Source organism: Rhizobium mesosinicum (assembly GCF_019511345.1).
GTDB classification, from domain to species: Bacteria; Pseudomonadota; Alphaproteobacteria; order Rhizobiales; family Rhizobiaceae; genus Rhizobium; species Rhizobium mesosinicum.
Window position 1 is genome coordinate 240985 of sequence record NZ_JAEUAK010000007.1, and the last position, 17010, is coordinate 257994.

At 58.3% G+C, this 17010-nt stretch carries 23 protein-coding genes; 15 read left to right on the plus strand and 8 right to left on the minus strand.

From position 1 onward, the window contains the following. The first annotated feature begins 26 nt into the window (after positions 1-26). From JNB85_RS19715 to JNB85_RS19725, 3 genes are all read left to right on the plus strand, one after another. Positions 27-389 (plus strand): winged helix-turn-helix transcriptional regulator, encoded by a 363-nt coding sequence (locus tag JNB85_RS19715; RefSeq protein ID WP_223216556.1) that lies wholly within the window; start codon positions 27-29, stop codon positions 387-389. A 102-nt stretch (positions 390-491) separates the two neighbouring features. Beyond that, positions 492-1244 carry an SDR family NAD(P)-dependent oxidoreductase gene (locus JNB85_RS19720; protein ID WP_220335989.1) on the plus strand — a complete coding sequence of 251 codons (753 nt, stop codon included), beginning with the start codon at positions 492-494 and terminating at the stop codon, positions 1242-1244. Positions 1245-1296: 52 nt separating this feature from the next. After that, positions 1297-2664: a pyridoxal phosphate-dependent decarboxylase family protein gene (locus tag JNB85_RS19725; RefSeq protein ID WP_220335990.1), complete on the plus strand. Its 1368-nt coding sequence runs from the start codon at positions 1297-1299 to the stop codon at positions 2662-2664. A gap of 218 nt (positions 2665-2882) precedes the next feature. On the opposite strand, the gene JNB85_RS19730 is transcribed toward JNB85_RS19725, so the two are convergent. Together JNB85_RS19730 and JNB85_RS19735 are read right to left on the minus strand one after the other, a co-directional pair. Then, positions 2883-3338 (minus strand): MarR family winged helix-turn-helix transcriptional regulator, encoded by a 456-nt coding sequence (locus JNB85_RS19730; protein WP_220335991.1) that lies wholly within the window; start codon positions 3336-3338, stop codon positions 2883-2885. Further along, on the minus strand, positions 3319-4074 hold the full coding sequence (locus JNB85_RS19735; protein WP_220335992.1) for an SDR family oxidoreductase: 756 nt from the start codon (positions 4072-4074) through the stop codon (positions 3319-3321). The genes JNB85_RS19730 and JNB85_RS19735 overlap by 20 nt, the downstream gene beginning before the upstream one ends. A 95-nt stretch (positions 4075-4169) precedes the next feature. Between JNB85_RS19735 and JNB85_RS19740 the strand changes: the two genes are divergently transcribed. Next, positions 4170-4553, plus strand: a complete 384-nt coding sequence (locus JNB85_RS19740; protein WP_220335993.1) for a hypothetical protein — start codon at positions 4170-4172, stop codon at positions 4551-4553. 353 nt (positions 4554-4906) lie between these two features. On the opposite strand, the gene JNB85_RS19745 is transcribed toward JNB85_RS19740, so the two are convergent. Then, entirely contained in the window at positions 4907-5806 is a 900-nt protein-coding gene (locus JNB85_RS19745; RefSeq protein ID WP_220335994.1) for a LysR family transcriptional regulator, read from the minus strand. A gap of 142 nt (positions 5807-5948) precedes the next feature. On the opposite strand from JNB85_RS19745, the gene JNB85_RS19750 reads away from it, so the two are divergent. From JNB85_RS19750 to budC, 11 genes are all read left to right on the plus strand, one after another. Beyond that, a complete protein-coding gene (locus JNB85_RS19750; protein WP_220335995.1) occupies positions 5949-6515 on the plus strand; it encodes an invasion associated locus B family protein in 567 nt (188 codons plus the stop codon). After that, positions 6512-6763, plus strand: coding sequence for an Atu4866 domain-containing protein (locus tag JNB85_RS19755; protein ID WP_220335996.1), 252 nt, complete (start codon positions 6512-6514; stop codon positions 6761-6763). The genes JNB85_RS19750 and JNB85_RS19755 overlap by 4 nt, the downstream gene beginning before the upstream one ends. Positions 6764-6865: 102 nt before the next feature. After that, positions 6866-8092, plus strand: a complete 1227-nt coding sequence (locus JNB85_RS19760; RefSeq protein ID WP_223216539.1) for a carboxymuconolactone decarboxylase family protein — start codon at positions 6866-6868, stop codon at positions 8090-8092. 211 nt (positions 8093-8303) lie between these two features. After that, positions 8304-8573: a hypothetical protein gene (locus JNB85_RS19765; protein WP_223216540.1), complete on the plus strand. Its 270-nt coding sequence runs from the start codon at positions 8304-8306 to the stop codon at positions 8571-8573. Positions 8574-8623: 50 nt separating this feature from the next. Then, the gene (locus tag JNB85_RS19770) at positions 8624-9628 is read left to right on the plus strand and encodes a helix-turn-helix domain-containing protein (protein WP_220335999.1); all 1005 of its coding nucleotides are present in this window, start codon (positions 8624-8626) and stop codon (positions 9626-9628) included. Between the two features lie 147 nt (positions 9629-9775). Beyond that, positions 9776-10525: an SDR family oxidoreductase gene (locus JNB85_RS19775; protein ID WP_220336000.1), complete on the plus strand. Its 750-nt coding sequence runs from the start codon at positions 9776-9778 to the stop codon at positions 10523-10525. 57 nt (positions 10526-10582) lie between these two features. Beyond that, the gene (locus JNB85_RS19780; RefSeq protein ID WP_220336001.1) at positions 10583-11131 is read left to right on the plus strand and encodes a flavin reductase family protein; all 549 of its coding nucleotides are present in this window, start codon (positions 10583-10585) and stop codon (positions 11129-11131) included. A 51-nt stretch (positions 11132-11182) separates the two neighbouring features. After that, positions 11183-11467, plus strand: a complete 285-nt coding sequence (locus tag JNB85_RS19785; protein WP_220336002.1) for a DUF1330 domain-containing protein — start codon at positions 11183-11185, stop codon at positions 11465-11467. A gap of 100 nt (positions 11468-11567) precedes the next feature. Next, the gene (locus JNB85_RS19790) at positions 11568-11870 is read left to right on the plus strand and encodes a putative quinol monooxygenase (RefSeq protein WP_220336003.1); all 303 of its coding nucleotides are present in this window, start codon (positions 11568-11570) and stop codon (positions 11868-11870) included. 20 nt (positions 11871-11890) lie between these two features. Continuing rightward, positions 11891-12730: an oxidoreductase gene (locus tag JNB85_RS19795; protein ID WP_220336004.1), complete on the plus strand. Its 840-nt coding sequence runs from the start codon at positions 11891-11893 to the stop codon at positions 12728-12730. A gap of 72 nt (positions 12731-12802) precedes the next feature. Next, entirely contained in the window at positions 12803-13573 is a 771-nt protein-coding gene (budC, locus tag JNB85_RS19800) for a meso-2,3-butanediol dehydrogenase (protein WP_220336005.1), read from the plus strand. A 55-nt stretch (positions 13574-13628) separates the two neighbouring features. On the opposite strand, the gene JNB85_RS19805 is transcribed toward budC, so the two are convergent. From JNB85_RS19805 to wrbA, 5 genes are all read right to left on the minus strand, one after another. Then, on the minus strand, positions 13629-14063 hold the full coding sequence (locus tag JNB85_RS19805; protein ID WP_220336006.1) for a DoxX family protein: 435 nt from the start codon (positions 14061-14063) through the stop codon (positions 13629-13631). A gap of 181 nt (positions 14064-14244) precedes the next feature. Then, on the minus strand, positions 14245-15021 hold the full coding sequence (locus JNB85_RS19810) for an SDR family oxidoreductase (RefSeq protein ID WP_220336007.1): 777 nt from the start codon (positions 15019-15021) through the stop codon (positions 14245-14247). A gap of 11 nt (positions 15022-15032) precedes the next feature. Beyond that, a complete protein-coding gene (locus tag JNB85_RS19815) occupies positions 15033-15491 on the minus strand; it encodes an ester cyclase (RefSeq protein WP_220336008.1) in 459 nt (152 codons plus the stop codon). 25 nt (positions 15492-15516) lie between these two features. Further along, positions 15517-16290: an SDR family NAD(P)-dependent oxidoreductase gene (locus JNB85_RS19820; RefSeq protein ID WP_220336009.1), complete on the minus strand. Its 774-nt coding sequence runs from the start codon at positions 16288-16290 to the stop codon at positions 15517-15519. A 73-nt stretch (positions 16291-16363) separates the two neighbouring features. Then, entirely contained in the window at positions 16364-16972 is a 609-nt protein-coding gene (wrbA, locus tag JNB85_RS19825; RefSeq protein ID WP_220336010.1) for an NAD(P)H:quinone oxidoreductase, read from the minus strand. Positions 16973-17010 lie beyond the last annotated feature (38 nt).

Sequence of the window (17010 nt, forward strand, 5' to 3'; positions counted from 1 at the left end):
TAGCGAGCTTCAAGCGATGGGTAGCAATGCCCGTCGTGACGGCCAGGTGTCCGGTGCGTGACGTGCTCGATCGTCTTGGGGAGAAATGGACGACGCTAATGATCATGGCGCTTGCCGATGGTCCAAAGCGGTTCAGTGAGCTCAGGAGAGCAGTACCCGACATCTCCAAAAGGTCGCTGACCTTGGCCCTTCGGAACCTCGAAGAGGACGGGATCATCACCCGGCACGTGTTTCCGACGAACCCGCCCGCCGTCGAATACCGGCTAGCCCCGTTAGGCGCGACCATGCTCGAGCCATTGGCCGGAATGATCGCCTGGGCCGAGCGGCATCATCCCGAAATACAGGCGGCGCGAGACCGTCGCCGAAAGGAGTTGGCTGCCGAGGTCTAGGCTTGGGGTAACACAGGCAAATAGCGTTGACCATGTCCGGGCAGCGACTGCAGACAGCAAACCGTAACTAAGTGTGCATACACACAAATAAAGAGGATCATCATGACTGGAAATCTTGAAGGTAAAACAGCAGTCATCACCGGTGGCGGCACGGGCATTGGTCTCGCCACGGCCAAGAAGCTGGCATCCGTAGGCGCGTTCGTGTTCATCACCGGTCGCCGCAAAACCGAACTCGACGCTGCCGTGGCTGCGATCGGTCCGAATTCGTTCGCTGTCCAGGCAGACGTCTCCAAGAATGAAGACCTTGATCGTCTCTATGAGACGGTGGCGAGCCAACGCGGCAAAATTGACATTCTTTTTGCCAATGCCGCCGTCGCTGAAGGAGCGCCTCTTGGCGCGATTACCGAAGAGCATTTCGACAAGCACTTTAACATCAACGTTCGCGGCCTGCTGTTCACGGTGCAGAAGGCGCTCCCGCTTCTTGTCGACGGCGGCTCGATCGTTCTGACCTCGTCGGTCTCGGCGTTCACCGCTGACCCGGGTCTCAGCGTCTACAGTGCGACCAAGGCAGCCATTCGGAGCCTCGCTCGCTGCTGGATCCTCGATCTCAAGGATCGAAAGATCCGGGTCAACACGATCAGCCCTGGCTCGACCGAGACGCCCGGACTTGCTGGACTTGCCGGCCCAGATGGCGACACGAAAGGCCTCTTCGAGTTTCTTGGCAGCCGCATTCCGCTCGGTCGCCTCGGCAGGCCGGAAGAAATCGCAAATGCCGTCGCCTTTCTCGCGTCCGATGCTGCGAGCTTCATCAATGGCGCCGATCTTCAGGTCGATGGCGGTGCTGAACAGATTTGATGATCTATATGGGGCGTGGCGATTGCGGCGCTCCATTCGCGAAGGAATGGGTATGATCGACGAACTTACACTTATGGCTGATGCCGACCGCCGCGCTGCAGACTACATCGCTTCGGTGGATCGACGTCGGGTGTTCCCGGATCAGGCGGCACTCGATGCCCTGTCGAAATTCTCCGAGGAACTGCCGGATGAGGGACGGCCTGCGGAGGAGGGGCTAGCACTTCTCGACGAGGTTGGTTCCCCGGCAACCGTCACGAGCAACGGCCCACGGTACTTCGGCTTTGTCGTCGGCGCTTCGCTTCCGGCGGCGGCAGCAGCCGATCGCCTGCTCGGCGCCTGGGATCAGGGAGCGACCTTGTTTGCCACGTCTCCGGTCTCGGCCACGGTCGAGGAAGTCGCGGCAAAGTGGGTGCTCGACATACTTGACCTGCCAAGAGACAGCGCGGTCGGCTTCGGAACGTCGGCCACGGCATGCGGCATTACCTGTCTGGCAGCGGCACGCCGCTCTCTTCTGAAGAAGCATGGATGGGATCTTGATGAGGACGGCCTGATCGGCGGCCCGCCGATAAAAGTCGTCGTCTCAGCGAAAATCCACATCGTTGTGTTGAAGGCACTCAGGATCCTCGGGTTCGGAAAGAAAGACATCCTGCTTGCGCCGATCGACGACTTCGGTCGGGTCGACCCGGACAGACTTCCTCAGATCGACGACAGGACCATCGTCTGTCTGCAGGCGGGCGAGGTCAACACCGGTGAATTCGACCCGTTCACGCAGATCATTCCGATCGCCAAGGCGGCAGGAGCCTGGGTTCACGTGGACGGCGCGTTTGGTCTGTGGGCGAGGGCGTCCGAGAAGCATCGCTACCTGACGGGCGGTATTGAACTCGCCGATAGCTGGACGACGGATGGTCACAAGTGGCTGAACACGCCCTATGATTCTGCGATGGCGATCTGCCGAGATCCCGATGCGCTCGCGGAAGCCATGAACAGCGATGCCGTCTATGCCTCGGGCTCCAAAAAGGCGCAGAAGAACCTGACCTTGGAATTCTCCCGCAAGGCGCGCGGTGTTCTGATCTGGGCGGCATTGCGTTCGCTTGGACGTAAGGGCGTTGCTGAGCTTGTCGAACGGCATCTGTCTCAGGCCAAGCGCCTTGCGACAGAGCTGGAAGCGGCCGGCTTCACCATTCTCAATCGCGTTGTCCTCAACCAGGTCCTTGTCAGAGCCGACGATGACGAGACGACCGCCTGGATCAGGGCCGAAGTCGAAAAGTCGGGTGAGGCATGGTTCGGCGCATCGACATGGGATGGCAAGGCTGCCTTCCGGCTTAGCGTTTCGTCCTGGCGGACGACAGACGATGACATCACCCGGCTTATCGCGCTTCTGTCGAGGTTGCGTGAGGAGGCAAAGGCGAGATCTAGATGAGGAATATGGAAGTCGAAGTTGCTTACCCATCGTGGTAGGATCTGGTGCCTGAATCGCTGGACCATTGCTCGCTTCTCTGCACGCGACCTGGATTTCATCACCGTGCCCAGCAGTTGCTGGTGGTTGTGACCTGCACGTCAACGAGCTCTGCCTGGAAATCGACCCGCTTGTTGCCCGACGCAGTGACGAGCACCGCTCCACATACGTTGGATTGGATTTCAGAGCTTTGCCGCCAGTGTTTTCACCGCTTCTGCTTCCGCTTCCGTCAACTGAGACAAGTAGTTCTGCACGATCGCTACCTGTTTTGGTCGCGCCGAGGCGAGCAGAGCGCTCCCCGCTTCCCGAAGGACCACTTCGGCCTCCCTGCCGTTTCTCCGCCGCTCGATCAAACCGCGCTCCTGCATCCGTGTGAGCTGGTGCGATAGCCGGCTCTTGTCCCATCCGAGCGATTTCAACAGCTCGCTTTGGGACAATACCAGTCCTTGCTCACCCAGCTCTTCGATACGAGACAGAACAGAAAAATCAGCCCCACTGACGCCGGGTCCAATCTCGCCTCTCATCACGCTGGCTGTTGTCGCGGAGATCTTCTTCAGCGCCTGCCATAGCGCAAGTTCATCCTTATTCAGATGCGAACGCGGCTGATATTGCTCGTTCCTATCGATACCTTGGGACATCTGCTCGCTCTGCGCTTTGCCTGAATAAATCCGCATAGTGTTTTTCGGCAGCGACGAACGCTTCGGCTTCGGTGAACCCAAAACCGATCCTCTGCCGTCCGGCAACCAGTCCACTGAAGACCGTATCACAAAACGCATCAAGAGGAGCGCCATGCGGATCGGCGCCACCGAGATGCGTCTGTACGGCCGGCGGGATGATTTCCACGACTTGGCAGGACGTCTTGGCCAGCGCCTCCCGAAGAATCATCGTGTAACTGTGGATAGCGGCCTTGCACGCGCTGTAGGTAGGGGCGAAGACCTGGGGAACGAATGCGCCTCCCGAGCTGACATTCGCGATCATTGACGGCATGCGGTGGGAAAGAAGCCGGGGGATCAGCAAATGGTTGAGGTGGATCGGGCCTGCCAGCAATATATCGATCTCCGTTTGTCGCTCGGCCCAAGGCGCATCATCTGCAGCGAGGCCGACCCGCCTCTGAATGCCAGCGTTGTTTATGACGACATTCAAGTTCGGCAGGAGTTCCGAAACACGCGCTGCCAGTGCAATACGATCGATTTCGCTCCCTATGTCGCTGGCGACGACAGTAAGACGATCACTTGTAATACCCGGCCTGGAATGCTTACGGCCCGTTACCACGACCCGTGCTCCGGCGCCTAAGAACCGCTCTGCGAGGCCGAGGCCTATCCCGCTCGTCCCGCCGGTGATCAGAACTTCACTTTCCCGGAAATCGAATGACATCGAAAACCTCCAATGGTTGACATGTCAACCGTAGTGGAGCTAACGTTGATATGTCAACTGATTGAACAAAAGAGCTTTCCACGATGCTCCAGACAATGAGCTTATTTGTGATGTTGACGGCGCTCTACAGCATCTACGCTGGCGCGCGCTCCAACATCAGCGTCTGTCGGGCGAGCGATCTGGCACCTGCTCAGGCGATGATGGGCTCCGTCTTTGGTTGCATGGCCGTCTTCATCGGCGTGCTGCTTATCCTTTGCGCCCGCGACCTCCAGAACCGAGGATCGATAGTGATGTGGGAGGGCGTTCTGAGATTGGTTGCCGGAAGCATCATGATGTACTTCACGACGAGAGATACGTCAGGGACGATGTCTCGCTCGCGGCCGCTCTTCGACCTTATCGTAGGGCTGGTATACGTGGTCGCACTGCCGATAGCGCTCGAACGATCACCGCTTTATCTCCTTCTGGACCGGCTGAGGTAGTTTCCTCGGCGCACTCGCGTTGTAAAACCTGAGCTGCCCTTCCGAAAACAATCGCTACGACGACGCTGCTTTGTGTATGGGGGCCACAGCAGCTGCCTGTCGACACGACGTTACCCGAAATCATGGAAGGAGCCTCGCCTCGATGCCATCGGTCGTTAGCATCGGCTCGCGAATTGGTGACCGAACCATGCTCTGCCAAGAACGCCGAAGTGGTGACCAGTGCCACGAGGAGCTTTCCGATTCTCTCCAACCCGGCGCCAACCCGCACCTGTTTTGCTTTCTGACCGAAGGACTACATCGGTTATAGGCGCCCGATCTGGCGCACAAAGCCAGTTAGGCTGGGCCGTCTGCCGCTAGGAAGAAGTTAGTTTGTATGCCCGAACGTGCTCAATGAGCGCGCGCAGCTTGGGCGCCATATTCCGTCGGTTGGGGAAGTAAAGGAAGAACCCTGGAAATGGCGGCAGATACTCGTCCAACGCCGTGATCAACTCGCCGCGATCGATATATAAACGAAACGTCTCTTCCAGCGCGAACGTGATACCGCCGCCAGCGAGCGCGGTCCGGACCATCAGATGCAGATCGTTGGTGGTGATTTGTGGCTCGACGGCAACGTCAAAACCTATGCCATCCTCCTCGAACTCCCATCGATAAGGCGCGGCACTCGGAGACGGACGCCAGCCTATACAGCGATGATGCATGAGTTCCCGAGGATGGCGGGGCGTTCCATTTACCTCGAAATATTCTGGCGTCGCGACGACCACTTCTCTTTCTTCTTTGGTCAGGGGAACAGCGACCATGTCCTGCTCGATCACCTCACCGAGCCGGACCCCCGCATCGAATCCGGCTGCGACGATATCAAAGACATCGTCCGTCACCGTCACATCGATCGTGATGCCAGGATGGGTTTTTGCGAAGGACGCGATCAGTGGGCCAGACAGGAACTGCTCGGCGATTGATGTGACCGCGATCCGCAGCAAGCCACTCGGTCTGGTGTCACCCGCCACATTCTCAAACGCGGATCTGACCTCGGCCATTGGTTGGGACAGTGTTTCGCGGAAGCGGTCGCCTGCTTCGGTGAGCCGCACGCTACGGGTCGTGCGGCTGACGAGCGCGATGCCGCAGATATCCTCAAGCCGGCGTATTCCCTGGCTTACGGCGGAGCGTGTGACGCCCAGTCGTTCGGCCGCGGCCCTGAAATTGCCCTCTTCGGCGACAGCCAGAAACACCGGCACAAGGTTCAGGTCGATTGTCATTGTCGCCTCCTGCTAACCAATATCGTTAGCGAAAAGGGAATACAAGCGACAATCGGTTTTGTCTACCTTCTACCCGTGGCCGACAGTCGCATCCCGCACAGCACGGCAGGCAATAACAACGATCACCGAAGGAGATATCCAAATGACGAACATCAAGATCACGCTCGCAGCAGCATTGGCGCTCGGAATTTGCGCCCGACCTGTCGCTGCGCAGGATAGTGCGTGCCCCCGGGAAGGCGCCGAAGCTCCTCTCGCACTTCATGCTGACTGGATCATGAAGGGCTGGGAGCGTCATGAAGGGGATGGCAAATTCGTGTTCGCAGAAAAGCTGAACAAGTACTACGACCTGGAGGACACGAAAGGCGTTTTCTACGATAATTTCGCGCCTGGAAGCACACAGCTCTTTGACAACGCGGCTCGCTACGGGGCCAACTGGGAGGCGTTGCAGAATGCCGCCCGATCCGTCCGCCACGGATTGACCGGGGGCCATGACGCAATCGTCGGCGGCACAGTTGCTTCGACGACTCTTGGCTTCGTTGGCCGTATCGATCGCCTTGATGGCAAGGTGATCGCTTTTGACGGCCGCTCGCAGCTGGGCTGGGAATGCACTGGTGGCAAATGGAAGATCCGGCACGAATTGAACTACGCCTCGGTCGTCGAACCAGAGACCATTCAGTCTTTCCTGGGCAAGACGGAGGCGGCACAATGACCACCGCAACGCCTTCACACCCTTATGTCGGCATGTGGGAGACCGCAGACGGCCGCATCCGTCATCAGTTGCTTCCGAACGGCCGCTACGACGAGGCGCGTGGCCGACGCGAAAGTGCCTATCAAGGACGATACGAGGTGTCGGGAGATCACATCGAGTACTGGGACGACACCGGCTTTACTGCCGACGGCGATTTCGTCGATGGCGTCCTCTACCACGCGGGCATGGTTCTCTATCGCAAGCCGTAGTCTGGAACCACGCTGGAATACCCAATGCCGGCGTGGTCCAATTCTCTCGCTTGATAGGAATATCTGCGTCCGTGACAACCAGTTCAAAAGGAAGCGATGATCATGACCAATATCGAAGAGCAGCTCGACAATTTGGCTTCGCCAGACGACAGGCAAAAACACCGTCGTGGTCTTGCCATTCTCAAGCAGATCGGTGGCGAGAATTTCGGAGGGCCGGTAAGTCAGCTGGCGCGCTTTTCAGAGGATCTGGCGCGGTTCACCATTCAATACGCCTATAGCGATGTGCTATCGCGCGATGGCCTTGATCTGCGAACCCGACAGATTGTGACCGCCGCCACGTTACTGGCCCACGGATCGGCGCAGTCACAGCTTTCTTTTCACCTCAACGGATTACTGAACGCCGGTGGAACTGCCGAGGATATCGTTGACCTGCTATTTATTTCCGCGGGGCTGATCGGGTTTCCGACGGCGATCAACGCCGTTCCCATCGTCCGCGATATTCTCGTCGGCCGGGTCGAAACCAATAATGCCACCGAGGCTCAGTCACAACCTGTTGTCCCGCAGATATCCTCCGACCGTCTCGCTATCCTCGACCGAATTGCCCCCGACTTCTTGAAATGGCGCGAACAGGTCGTCGACCAAGAGATTTTCTGCTCTGTGCGTCTGGAGCCGAAGCTTGCCCATCTCGCGTCCGCTGCAATGCTTGCAGCGAGGGGGAAGGTGGGGACAAGCTTCGATGCCCATATCGTGTCAGCGCTTGCTGCAGGCGCAACCCACAGCGAAATAGTCGAAATGGTTATTCAACTGAGCGTCTATTCCGGGTTCCCCGCAGCCCTAAACGCTGCCGGCAGAGCAAGGGATATCTTCGCGGCTTCCGAACGACCACAATCGAATACTCGGAAAAGGGTTGATATCGTCAAAGATGACGACGAGCGCTTTACAAGAGGTGCGGCAACACTGGCCGCAACATCAGGAGGGTCCGGCGCTGGTGTGGTGGACAGTTTCAGGGATGTTGCCCCTGGTTTGGGAAGACTGATCGTTGCCCATTGCTACGGTGACGTCTTTTGCCGCGCGGCGCTTCACCCCAAGGGAAGAGAGCTCAGTGCCATCTCTGCTCTCGCCGCTCAAGGTACCATCGCGGCAGAGAAGCCGCTTAGCGTGCATATCGATGCCGCTCTGAATCTTGGGGCCGACCCAGAAGAGATTATCGAAACCCTGTTCAATATCATCCCCTATGCCGGCTATCCATTGATCGAAAAAGCGCTGTTGATTGCCCATCAGCGGATCTCTCTATTCAACGAAAAACGGGCTGCTGACAGCGCTTCATGATCATTGAGGATCGCTTAGGTGCTCCGTCCGAAAGATGCGGTCGACTTTATTCCCAGCCGTTTGGCGATGCGGCTACCCGGCCCGCAGATCTTGCCTCAGGCGCCAAACATTCGCTTGTGGAGGACCCTGCAATCTCGTTGGGGTGTCATGACACCGTTCTTCGATTGTCCCGGGCGACGCTTGCGCAAACAAACCAACTATGGAGTGGATCATGTTCAGCGGTGCAGCGGTCACGTTCATTCGAGCACTACGGGGGAAGGGCGCTACTTTGCGCCTGCTTCTTGAAAACAACGTTTCCACAGGCGTGGCGAATAGCAGGATAATCCCGGAAATACTGACATGTGCGGTAGACCCGGATTTCATCTGCCTCAAAGAGGCAGAAGAGACTGGTATTATTTGGCTGTCAGACGAAACAAAATGGTGCATTGCATCATTGATGGTGGTTGTGGGCGGAGATGTGAACCGAGACATGTTTCATTGACGCCTGAGGCAATTCACGCAGCTTTGTTCGTTTTGTAGAGAGGGCCCGCATTGGCAGACATTGAACCGGTCCATCAAAACACTTTACCCCCAATCCCGGCCGTAACCGGACAAACCATTTACCCATCGGCCCTCTTGCCTGAACTGGATGAGATTGCTGCAAAGCCCGAGCGAACGTCCCCGCTCGGGCTTGAACGGTACATAGCGGGTCGCACGCTTATCAGTGGCGACAGTCCGGCTTGGAATGACATGTTTGTGAAGGTCTATTCCCGTCTCAATAAGCAGGAGCCCTTCCTCGTTCCTGCCGTCGCCGAACCACTGATCGTCTGGGTGATGTCGGGCGAGGCAGTGGTTGAGGAGCGTGACCTTGATGGAGAATGGGTAGCCAACACTGTCACTGTCGGAGATTTCTTTCTGACCCGCTCCCCTACTCCCTACGAGATGCGCTGGCGCGCGATCGGAGAAGCCTCATTCCAGGTGATGCATCTTTATCTTTCCGTACCGCTTTTCGAACGCGTCGCCTACGACGTGCTGGGCTGCGCCGCCCCTCCTGTGCTACGCGACATTTCCGGAGGCAAGGACACGCAGCTGTCGCACCTTCTTGCATTGATCCATCAGGAACTGACGTCTGAAGGGAAGGGGAGCCAGCTGTTCGTCCAGGGTCTCGCCCAGAGCCTCGCCGTACATCTGATCCGGAACTACGCCGCGAGTGAAGCTCCCGACGATCGCCAGAATGCGCTTCCCGGCTTCAGGCTTCGCCGGGCAGTCGCATATCTTGAAGAAAATCTAGCCGAGCCGTTCAATCTCGCACAGCTTGCCGAAACGGTGGGTATGAGTGAATTCCATTTCAGTCGCTTGTTCAAGAAGGCGACAGGGCTCTCGCCCTCGCGCTATTTTATCCGTCAGCGCATAGCTAAGGCACAGCTCCTCCTGCAGGAGACCGATACGAGCATCATCGAGATCGGCATGTCGGTTGGCTATTCGAGCCCCAGCCACTTCGCCCAGGTTTTCCGACGCGAAACCGGTCTGCCGCCGAGCCACTATCGGCGAGGCTAAATTTTCTCGACCTGTCGTGATTTCGAGCAAGATCGCGACAGGTCGAGCAAGGGCCCAAGAGAAGGTCGGAGGCGGAAGGCATAATTTCATCCTTGTCAAAACGAAATGCCCACCGCGGTGGTGGGCTTCAGACAAGGAATGAAGACAATGACCAAACTCAACGGAAAGATCGCCCTGGTCACTGGCGCATCGAGCGGCATTGGCGCTGCGACCGCTGCAAAGCTTGCTGAAGCCGGCGCGAAGGTCGGTATCGCTGCACGCCGTACGGACAAACTCGAAGATCTCAAGAAGCAGATCGAAGCAAAAGGCGGCGAGGCTCTTGTCATCGAAATGGATGTCGTCGATACGGCTTCGGTTGAAGCGGGCGCCAAAAAGCTTATCGGCGCATACGGTTCGATCGACATCCTCGTCAACAATGCCGGCCTGATGCCGCTCTCCGATATCGACCAGTTCAAGGTCGACGAGTGGCAGCGGATGGTAGATGTGAACGTGAAGGGTCTGCTCAACACGACGGCCGCCGTTTTGCCCCAGATGATCAAGCAGCATTCGGGCCATGTCTTCAACATGTCCTCGATCGCTGGCCGCAAGGTCTTCAAAGGTCTGTCTGTCTACTGCGCGACGAAACACGCGGTAACGGCGTTCTCTGATGGCCTGCGTATGGAAGTCGGCCAGAAACACGGCATCCGCGTGACCTGCATCCAGCCGGGCGCCGTCGCCACCGAGCTCTACGACCACATCACCGATCCGGGCTACCGCAAGCAGATGGACGAGCTGGCGAGCCAGATGACCTTCCTCCAGGGCGAGGATATCGGCGACACCATCGTCTTCGCCGCCCAGGCCCCGGCTCATGTGGACGTCGCCGAGCTGTTCGTCCTGCCAGTAGAACAGGGTTGGTAACAGACCGACCCTGAAGGGTCCCTGCCTCGATGCAGGGACCTCTCAAGGGAGATTGTCATGAAGGAATTACCCGCATCTCAAGCTTATCGCGTTCTGGAACCTGGCCCGATCGTCATGGTCTCCACGAGCGATAACGGCAAGCCCAATGTGATGACAATGGGCTTCCATATGATGATCCAGCATGACCCGCCGCTGATCGGGTGTGTCATCGGGCCGTGGGATCACAGCTATCAGGCTCTCCGAAAAACCGGAGAATGTGTCATCGCTGTTCCCGGTCTTGATCTCGCCGAGACCGTTGTCGACGTCGGGAACTGCTCGGGCGATCGGGTAGATAAATTCCAGAGGTACGGCCTCAAGACGCGACCTGCCAAGGACGCGGCAGCACCGCTCTTGTCCGACTGCCTGGCGAACATAGAATGCCGGGTCGTCGATACAAGACTTTCGGATCCCTACAACCTCTTCATCCTTGAGGCGACGAGGATCTGGATCAACGAGGCCCGAAAAGAGCGTCGAATGATGCACCATCGCGGGGACGGCACGTTCACCGTCGATGGCGGCACACTCGATCTCAAAGACCGCATGGTCAAGTGGCGCCATCTCCCCTGACTGCGCCATGACCCCCAGAAGCTACGAACTCAACAGGAAAGGAAAAGACCTATGTCTGCTTATCTTATCGTCGATCTCGACATCCGCGACATGAAGTCCATCGAAGATTATCGGTCCAAGGCATTGCCGCTCGTCGCCAAAGCCGGGGGCAAGCTGATCGCAATCGATGAGAGCCCTCTCGAGTTGGAAGGCTGGACCGCCACCAACATGCTCATCATCGAATTTCCGGACAAGAATGCGATCCGCCAGCTCTTCGCATCCCCCGAATACGCGCCCTTGGCCGCACAGCGGCAGGCTGCGGCCGCATCGCGCATCATTGCGATCAACGGCGTCTGAAAAGAGCAAGATCACGACAGCTCCCGCAAAAGCACGGCAGATCTTTTCCAGGCATGCCGCCATTATGCGGGTGTTGCCCCAACCCAAGAGGAGACCTGAAATGGCCGATCTCACCAACGTGGCCTACTTCACTGCGAAGCCGGGCCGCTCAGAAGATCTGGGTAACGAACTGCTTCAGCTCGTCTCGCCGTCCCGAAACGAGGAAGGCTGCCTACGCTACGAGATCCACCAGTCCAATGACGTTCCCGACGTGTGGATGGTGCTCGAAGACTGGCGGCACACCTCCGACTTCAAACTGCATATGAGCACACCTTACGTCGAAGCCTTCATGGCAAAGGTCCCGGACCTGTGCGTCGAAGATGTGGAGATCTGGGGCTACCGGCAACGGTCCCCGCAGGCGTGAAACAGAAAGGAGTATATGAAATGAGCACGCAAAACCCTAAAGTCTGGCTCGTCACCGGATGCTCTACAGGCTTCGGTCGCTACATCGCGGAACATCTGCTGGAAGCCGGTGAAAAGGTCGTAGTGACGGCTCGCAAGACTGACAAAATTGCGGATCTTGAGCAGAAGGGCGATGCCCTGATCCTCCCGCTCGACGTCATCCATCGGAATCAGTGCAAAAAGGTTGTTGACGCTGCAGAAGCGCACTTCGGCCGGATCGACGTCTTGATCAACAATGCCGGGATCGGTTTCTTTGGCGCTATTGAGGAAACGGCCGAAGCCGACGCCCGTCGACTGTTCGATGTCAATTTCTTCGGTACTGCCAACACCATCCATTCGGTGCTTCCGCATATGCGAGCCCGCCGCAGTGGTACGGTAGTCAATCTGACATCAATCGGCGGCCTGGTTGGCTATACCGGCGTGGGCTACTACTGCGCGACTAAATTTGCCGTGGAAGGCCTGTCGGATACGCTCCGAAAAGAGGTCGCCCCACTCGGGATCAACGTCATGACCGTCGAGCCAAGCGCATTCCGCACGGAGTGGGCAGGCTCGTCGAACGAGGTCTCCGCGTCCATTGATGATTACGACGCGACAGCGGGCGAGGCACGTCGTGCTTACCACGCCTCGGTCGGAAAGCAGGCCGGTGACCCCGCGCGTGCGGCGAAGGCGATCCGGGAAGCCGTGCTGGCTGAACAGCCTCCGCACCATCTTCCGCTCGGCAATGATGCCGTGGACGCAGCCCTGAAGAAAGCTGACGATCTCAAAGCAAACGTCCTCGCCTGGGAAGCTTTGTCTCGTTCCGCCGACTTCCCGACAAACTGAACCAATCCAGTCAGACCCAACACGAAACCAACACTGCCGCGGCCTTCGCCACGGAGAATGAAGGAGTGTGTCATGTCAAAGCGATTTGATGGAAAAGTAGCAATCGTAACGGGCGGTGGTTCCGGTATCGGCGCCGCCATTGCCAACCGACTTCTTGAGGAAGGAGCGTCCGTGATGATCTCCGGCAGAACCGAGAAGCGGTTGTCGGACGTTGCCTCGAAGATGCCGGCCGACCGCAGTGGCATCTTTGTCGCAAATGTTTCATCCCGGCCGGACTGCGACGCCCTTGTGGCAGCGACGGTCGAACGGTTCGGCCGCATCGACACAGTCGTCAATGCCGCCGGCATGAATCTTGTCGGCACCATCGAGGAGACGAGCGATCAGGATTGGGACGAGTGCATTGCCTCGGACCTTTCCGGCGTCTTCTATATGAGCCGTGCCTCGGTTCCGCATCTGAAGGAGACTAAGGGTTCGATCGTGAACATCGGCTCCGTCTCATCCCTTGGTGGCGGCTGGAGCCATGCCGCCTATAATGCTGCAAAAGGTGGGGTTGCGAATTTGACCCGCTCAGCAGCCTGTGACCTCGGCAAGTTCGGTGTCAGAGCCAATACAGTAGCGCCCGGGCTGACTGTCACGGGGATGGTAGATGCTATCATGGATGACGACGCGCTTCTCGATAAGGCGTGGGACCGGATCCCGTTGCGACGGGCAGGCCAACCTGAAGAGATCGCCTCAGCGGTCGCATTTCTTGCCAGTGATGAAGCTGCCTGGATCACCGGAATTGTCTTGCCTGTCGATGGGGGCCAGACCTGCACCGATGGCGGCCCGGAATGGGGTAAGTAAGAACGCGAGAAGCCCGGACAATGGTCCGGGCTTTTCCTGTAATCGGGAGGTTCAATTAACGGCGGGCGTCGAGGCTGTAACGGCCCGCGCCGAACGCGACGACCTGCAACAGACCGCCGGCCATTGCGATGTTCTTGAAGAAGTGGATGAACTGGTTCAGGTCGCTGAGGTTGTTGTGGAACGTCAGTGCCGTGGCAACGCTGAACATGGCAAGGATCAGGGCGACGATGCGGGTCTGGAAGCCGAGGATCAGCGCAATGCTGCCCAGGAGTTCAGTCACGACGGCTGCGCCGTAGGACAGCGGCGGGAAGGGCAGGCCGACCATATTGATATAACCGATTGTCCCAGCTGGATCAGAGATCTTGCTGATACCGGACAGAAGGAAGATTGCCGACAGCAGGACACGGCCGGTAAGAGGCGTGACGCCGTTGATGAGGACCGACTGGGAAAGAGTTTCAACGCGCTGAGCGATTGCATCGGAATAAGACATGGACGTTCTCCTTAAGTTTGGGGCGTAGCCACCGCGGCTGCGTCGTGAGGAGAAATTGCCATCATGCGAGCGAACGAGAAAGTGGGATAATATCGCCGATTATCGTCGATAAAATCGAATGATGGAGGTAAAGAAAAACCCGCGCTTGTGAGTGCGCGGGTCCGACTGGAGGGTCGAGAAATCAGATAACGGAGAGCAGCCCTCCATCCACGAGGAGCGCGGTACCAGACACATAGCTCGACAGGTCCGAGCCAAGGAAGGCGACAGCATCTCCGACTTCTGCCGGTTTGCCAAGCCGGCGAAGCGGCGTCCTCTGGCGAAAGCCCTCGGAGGCCTGTGCGATGCCGGGGCTGGTGCGAAGAAGCTCCGTGTCGATGGTGCCGGGTGCGACTGCATTGACGCGGATACCGTCGGGGCCAAGAGCGTCGGCCAATGATTTGGCCATCAGCACAACGCCGCCCTTGCTGGTCGAGTAGGCGACGGTGATGCCGGCGCCAGAGATCCCGCCCATGCTTGCCATGAGGACAATGCTGCCCTGCTTGTTGCGTGCTTTCATCTGACGCGCAGCTGCCTGCGCTCCAAATAGCGGGCCATCGAGATTGACAGACATCAGGCGGCGGTAATCGTCTTCCGGAACCTCCGCCCCGTCTGTCCTCAGTGTAATGCCTGCATTCGCCACCATGACATCGACGCCGCCAAATTCCTCAGCAGCTGCCACCAAGGCGTCGTTGTCAGCCTTGCGGCTGACGTCTGCCTTGACGAACATCGACTGGGCTCCGAGCTTTCGGATCTCCAAAGCAGTAGGTTCGCCGCCTTCCCGGGGTGCCTCGACAACGTCAGAGACGATAACTGCTTTGGCGCCGTGTTCGGCGGCACGGATGGCGATCGCACGGCCAATGCCGCTTGATGCGCCGGTTACGATGACGACTTTGCCATCGAGAATGTTGGTTTTGGTCATGAGATTCGTCCTTAAACTTCAGGGATTTTCGGCGCCAAAGGAGGCAGGGCGTCTAGCTGCTGCAGAAGGTAGTAGAGATTGGCAACACCCCAATGCTCGGCGATCTTGCCGTCGCGAATGCGCATGGCGTCGACCGTCTCGAACTTGATCTTGCGACCGGTTGGCTCGATCCCCAGAACCACGCCCTGATGGGTACCGTGGTAGGTCTTGAAGGTGGTGACGATATCGCCATCGACGGCCTGCCAGTGGATCTCGGCGTGGAAGTCGGGGAAAGCGCCGCGCAAGGCGTGATAGAGACGACGGGCGCCTTCCTTGTCGGGCGTTCCTCCCGGCTGCGGCGTGTGGTCCAGGAAGTCGTCGGCGAAAAGCTCGTCGAAAAGTTCGAAGTCTCCGCCGGACTGGACTTCGAGTGTGTTGCGGCGGACGACTGCTTTCAATGCTTCATACGAGGTTTCAGGATGGTCTGACATGGGATGATCCTTTCGAGGTTCGTTGTCAGAGTTCAAATCCACCGATCGTCATGCCGCCATCGACGGTCAGCATGTGTCCGGTGACATAGGAGGCGGCGTCGGAGGCAAGCCAGATTGCCGCGGCTGCGATTTCCTCCGGCCTGCCGCCGCGCTTGGCAGGAATGGCGTTTTGAGCGAGTGCGGCAAAGGCGGAGTTTTGTTGGCTGTTTGCCACAACCATTGGCGTTTCAGTCCAGCCGGGCGCAATCGCGTTGACGCGGATGCCGTGCGCCGCATTTTCCATCGCGACAACCCGGGTCAGCCCTTGCACGCCATGCTTTGAAGCAGCGTAGGCACTCATGCCTCCTGGTCCCGTCAAGGCAGCGACCGAAGCTGTGTTTACGATCGAGCCACCGCCACTGCGCTTGATCAACGGGATCTGGTACTTCATCCCGAGAAAAACACTCTGCAGATTGACGGCGATCACCCCTTGAAAATCCTCAAGAGCATAGTCTTCGATGCGCTTCGCAGGGCCGGTTATACCCGCATTGTTGAAGGCCGCATCGAGACGGCCGGATGTAGAGCCAATCTCCTCGATCCATCCGACGACCTGGAGCTCGCTTGCTACGTCAAGGTCGGTTGTGAACACCCTGCCATCTTCGGCTCGGATGAGCTCTGCAGTTTGGATAAGCGCGGCGGCATCGCGATCAGCCAGATGTACTGTTGCGCCGTCGCGAGCGAGCCCAAGTGCTATCGCCCGACCGATCCCAGAGCCTGCACCGGTGACCGCGACGACCTTGTTTGAGAAAAGCGAGGACATGACTTCTCCTTGCCAGCCGATCGCAATCGGCTGGTCTGGTTGGAGCTGAATTTTAAGATTGATTTAGGCGGGTTTAGTTGCGGGCAGCGACAAGAGCAGCTGCAGTGCGGGCGACGATCTCGCCCTGATGGAAGGCACCGGCGAGATCGATCTGCGAAGGCTGGCGCGACCCGTCGCCACCGGCAACTGTCGTTGCCCCGTAAGGAGCGCCGCCGACAATTTCTTCACTGCTCATCTGTCCCTGATGGCTGTAGGGGAGGCCGACGATGATCATGCCGAAGTGCATGAGGTTGGTGATGATCGAGAACAGGGTGGTCTCCTGCCCGCCGTGCTGGGTGCCGGTCGATGCGAACGCTGCGCCCACCTTGCCGTTCAGAGCGCCACGAGCCCACAGGCCACCGGCCTGGTCGAGGAACGCCGCCATCTGCGACGACATCCGGCCGAAGCGGGTGCCGGTACCGACGATGATTGCATCATAATCCGCCAGTTCGGCCACTGTCGCAATGGGGGCTTCCTGGTTGATCTTGAAGTGAGCCTTTTCGGCGATTTCGAGCGGAACAGTTTCCGGGACATGCTTGATTGTTACTTCGGCGCCGGCGCTTCTTGCGCCTTCTGCGATCGAGCCTGCCATCGTCTCGATGTGGCCGTAGGACGAGTAGTAGAGGACGAGTACCTTGGTCATTTGCTTTGCTCCATTGGGATGGCTGAATTCGATGGAGA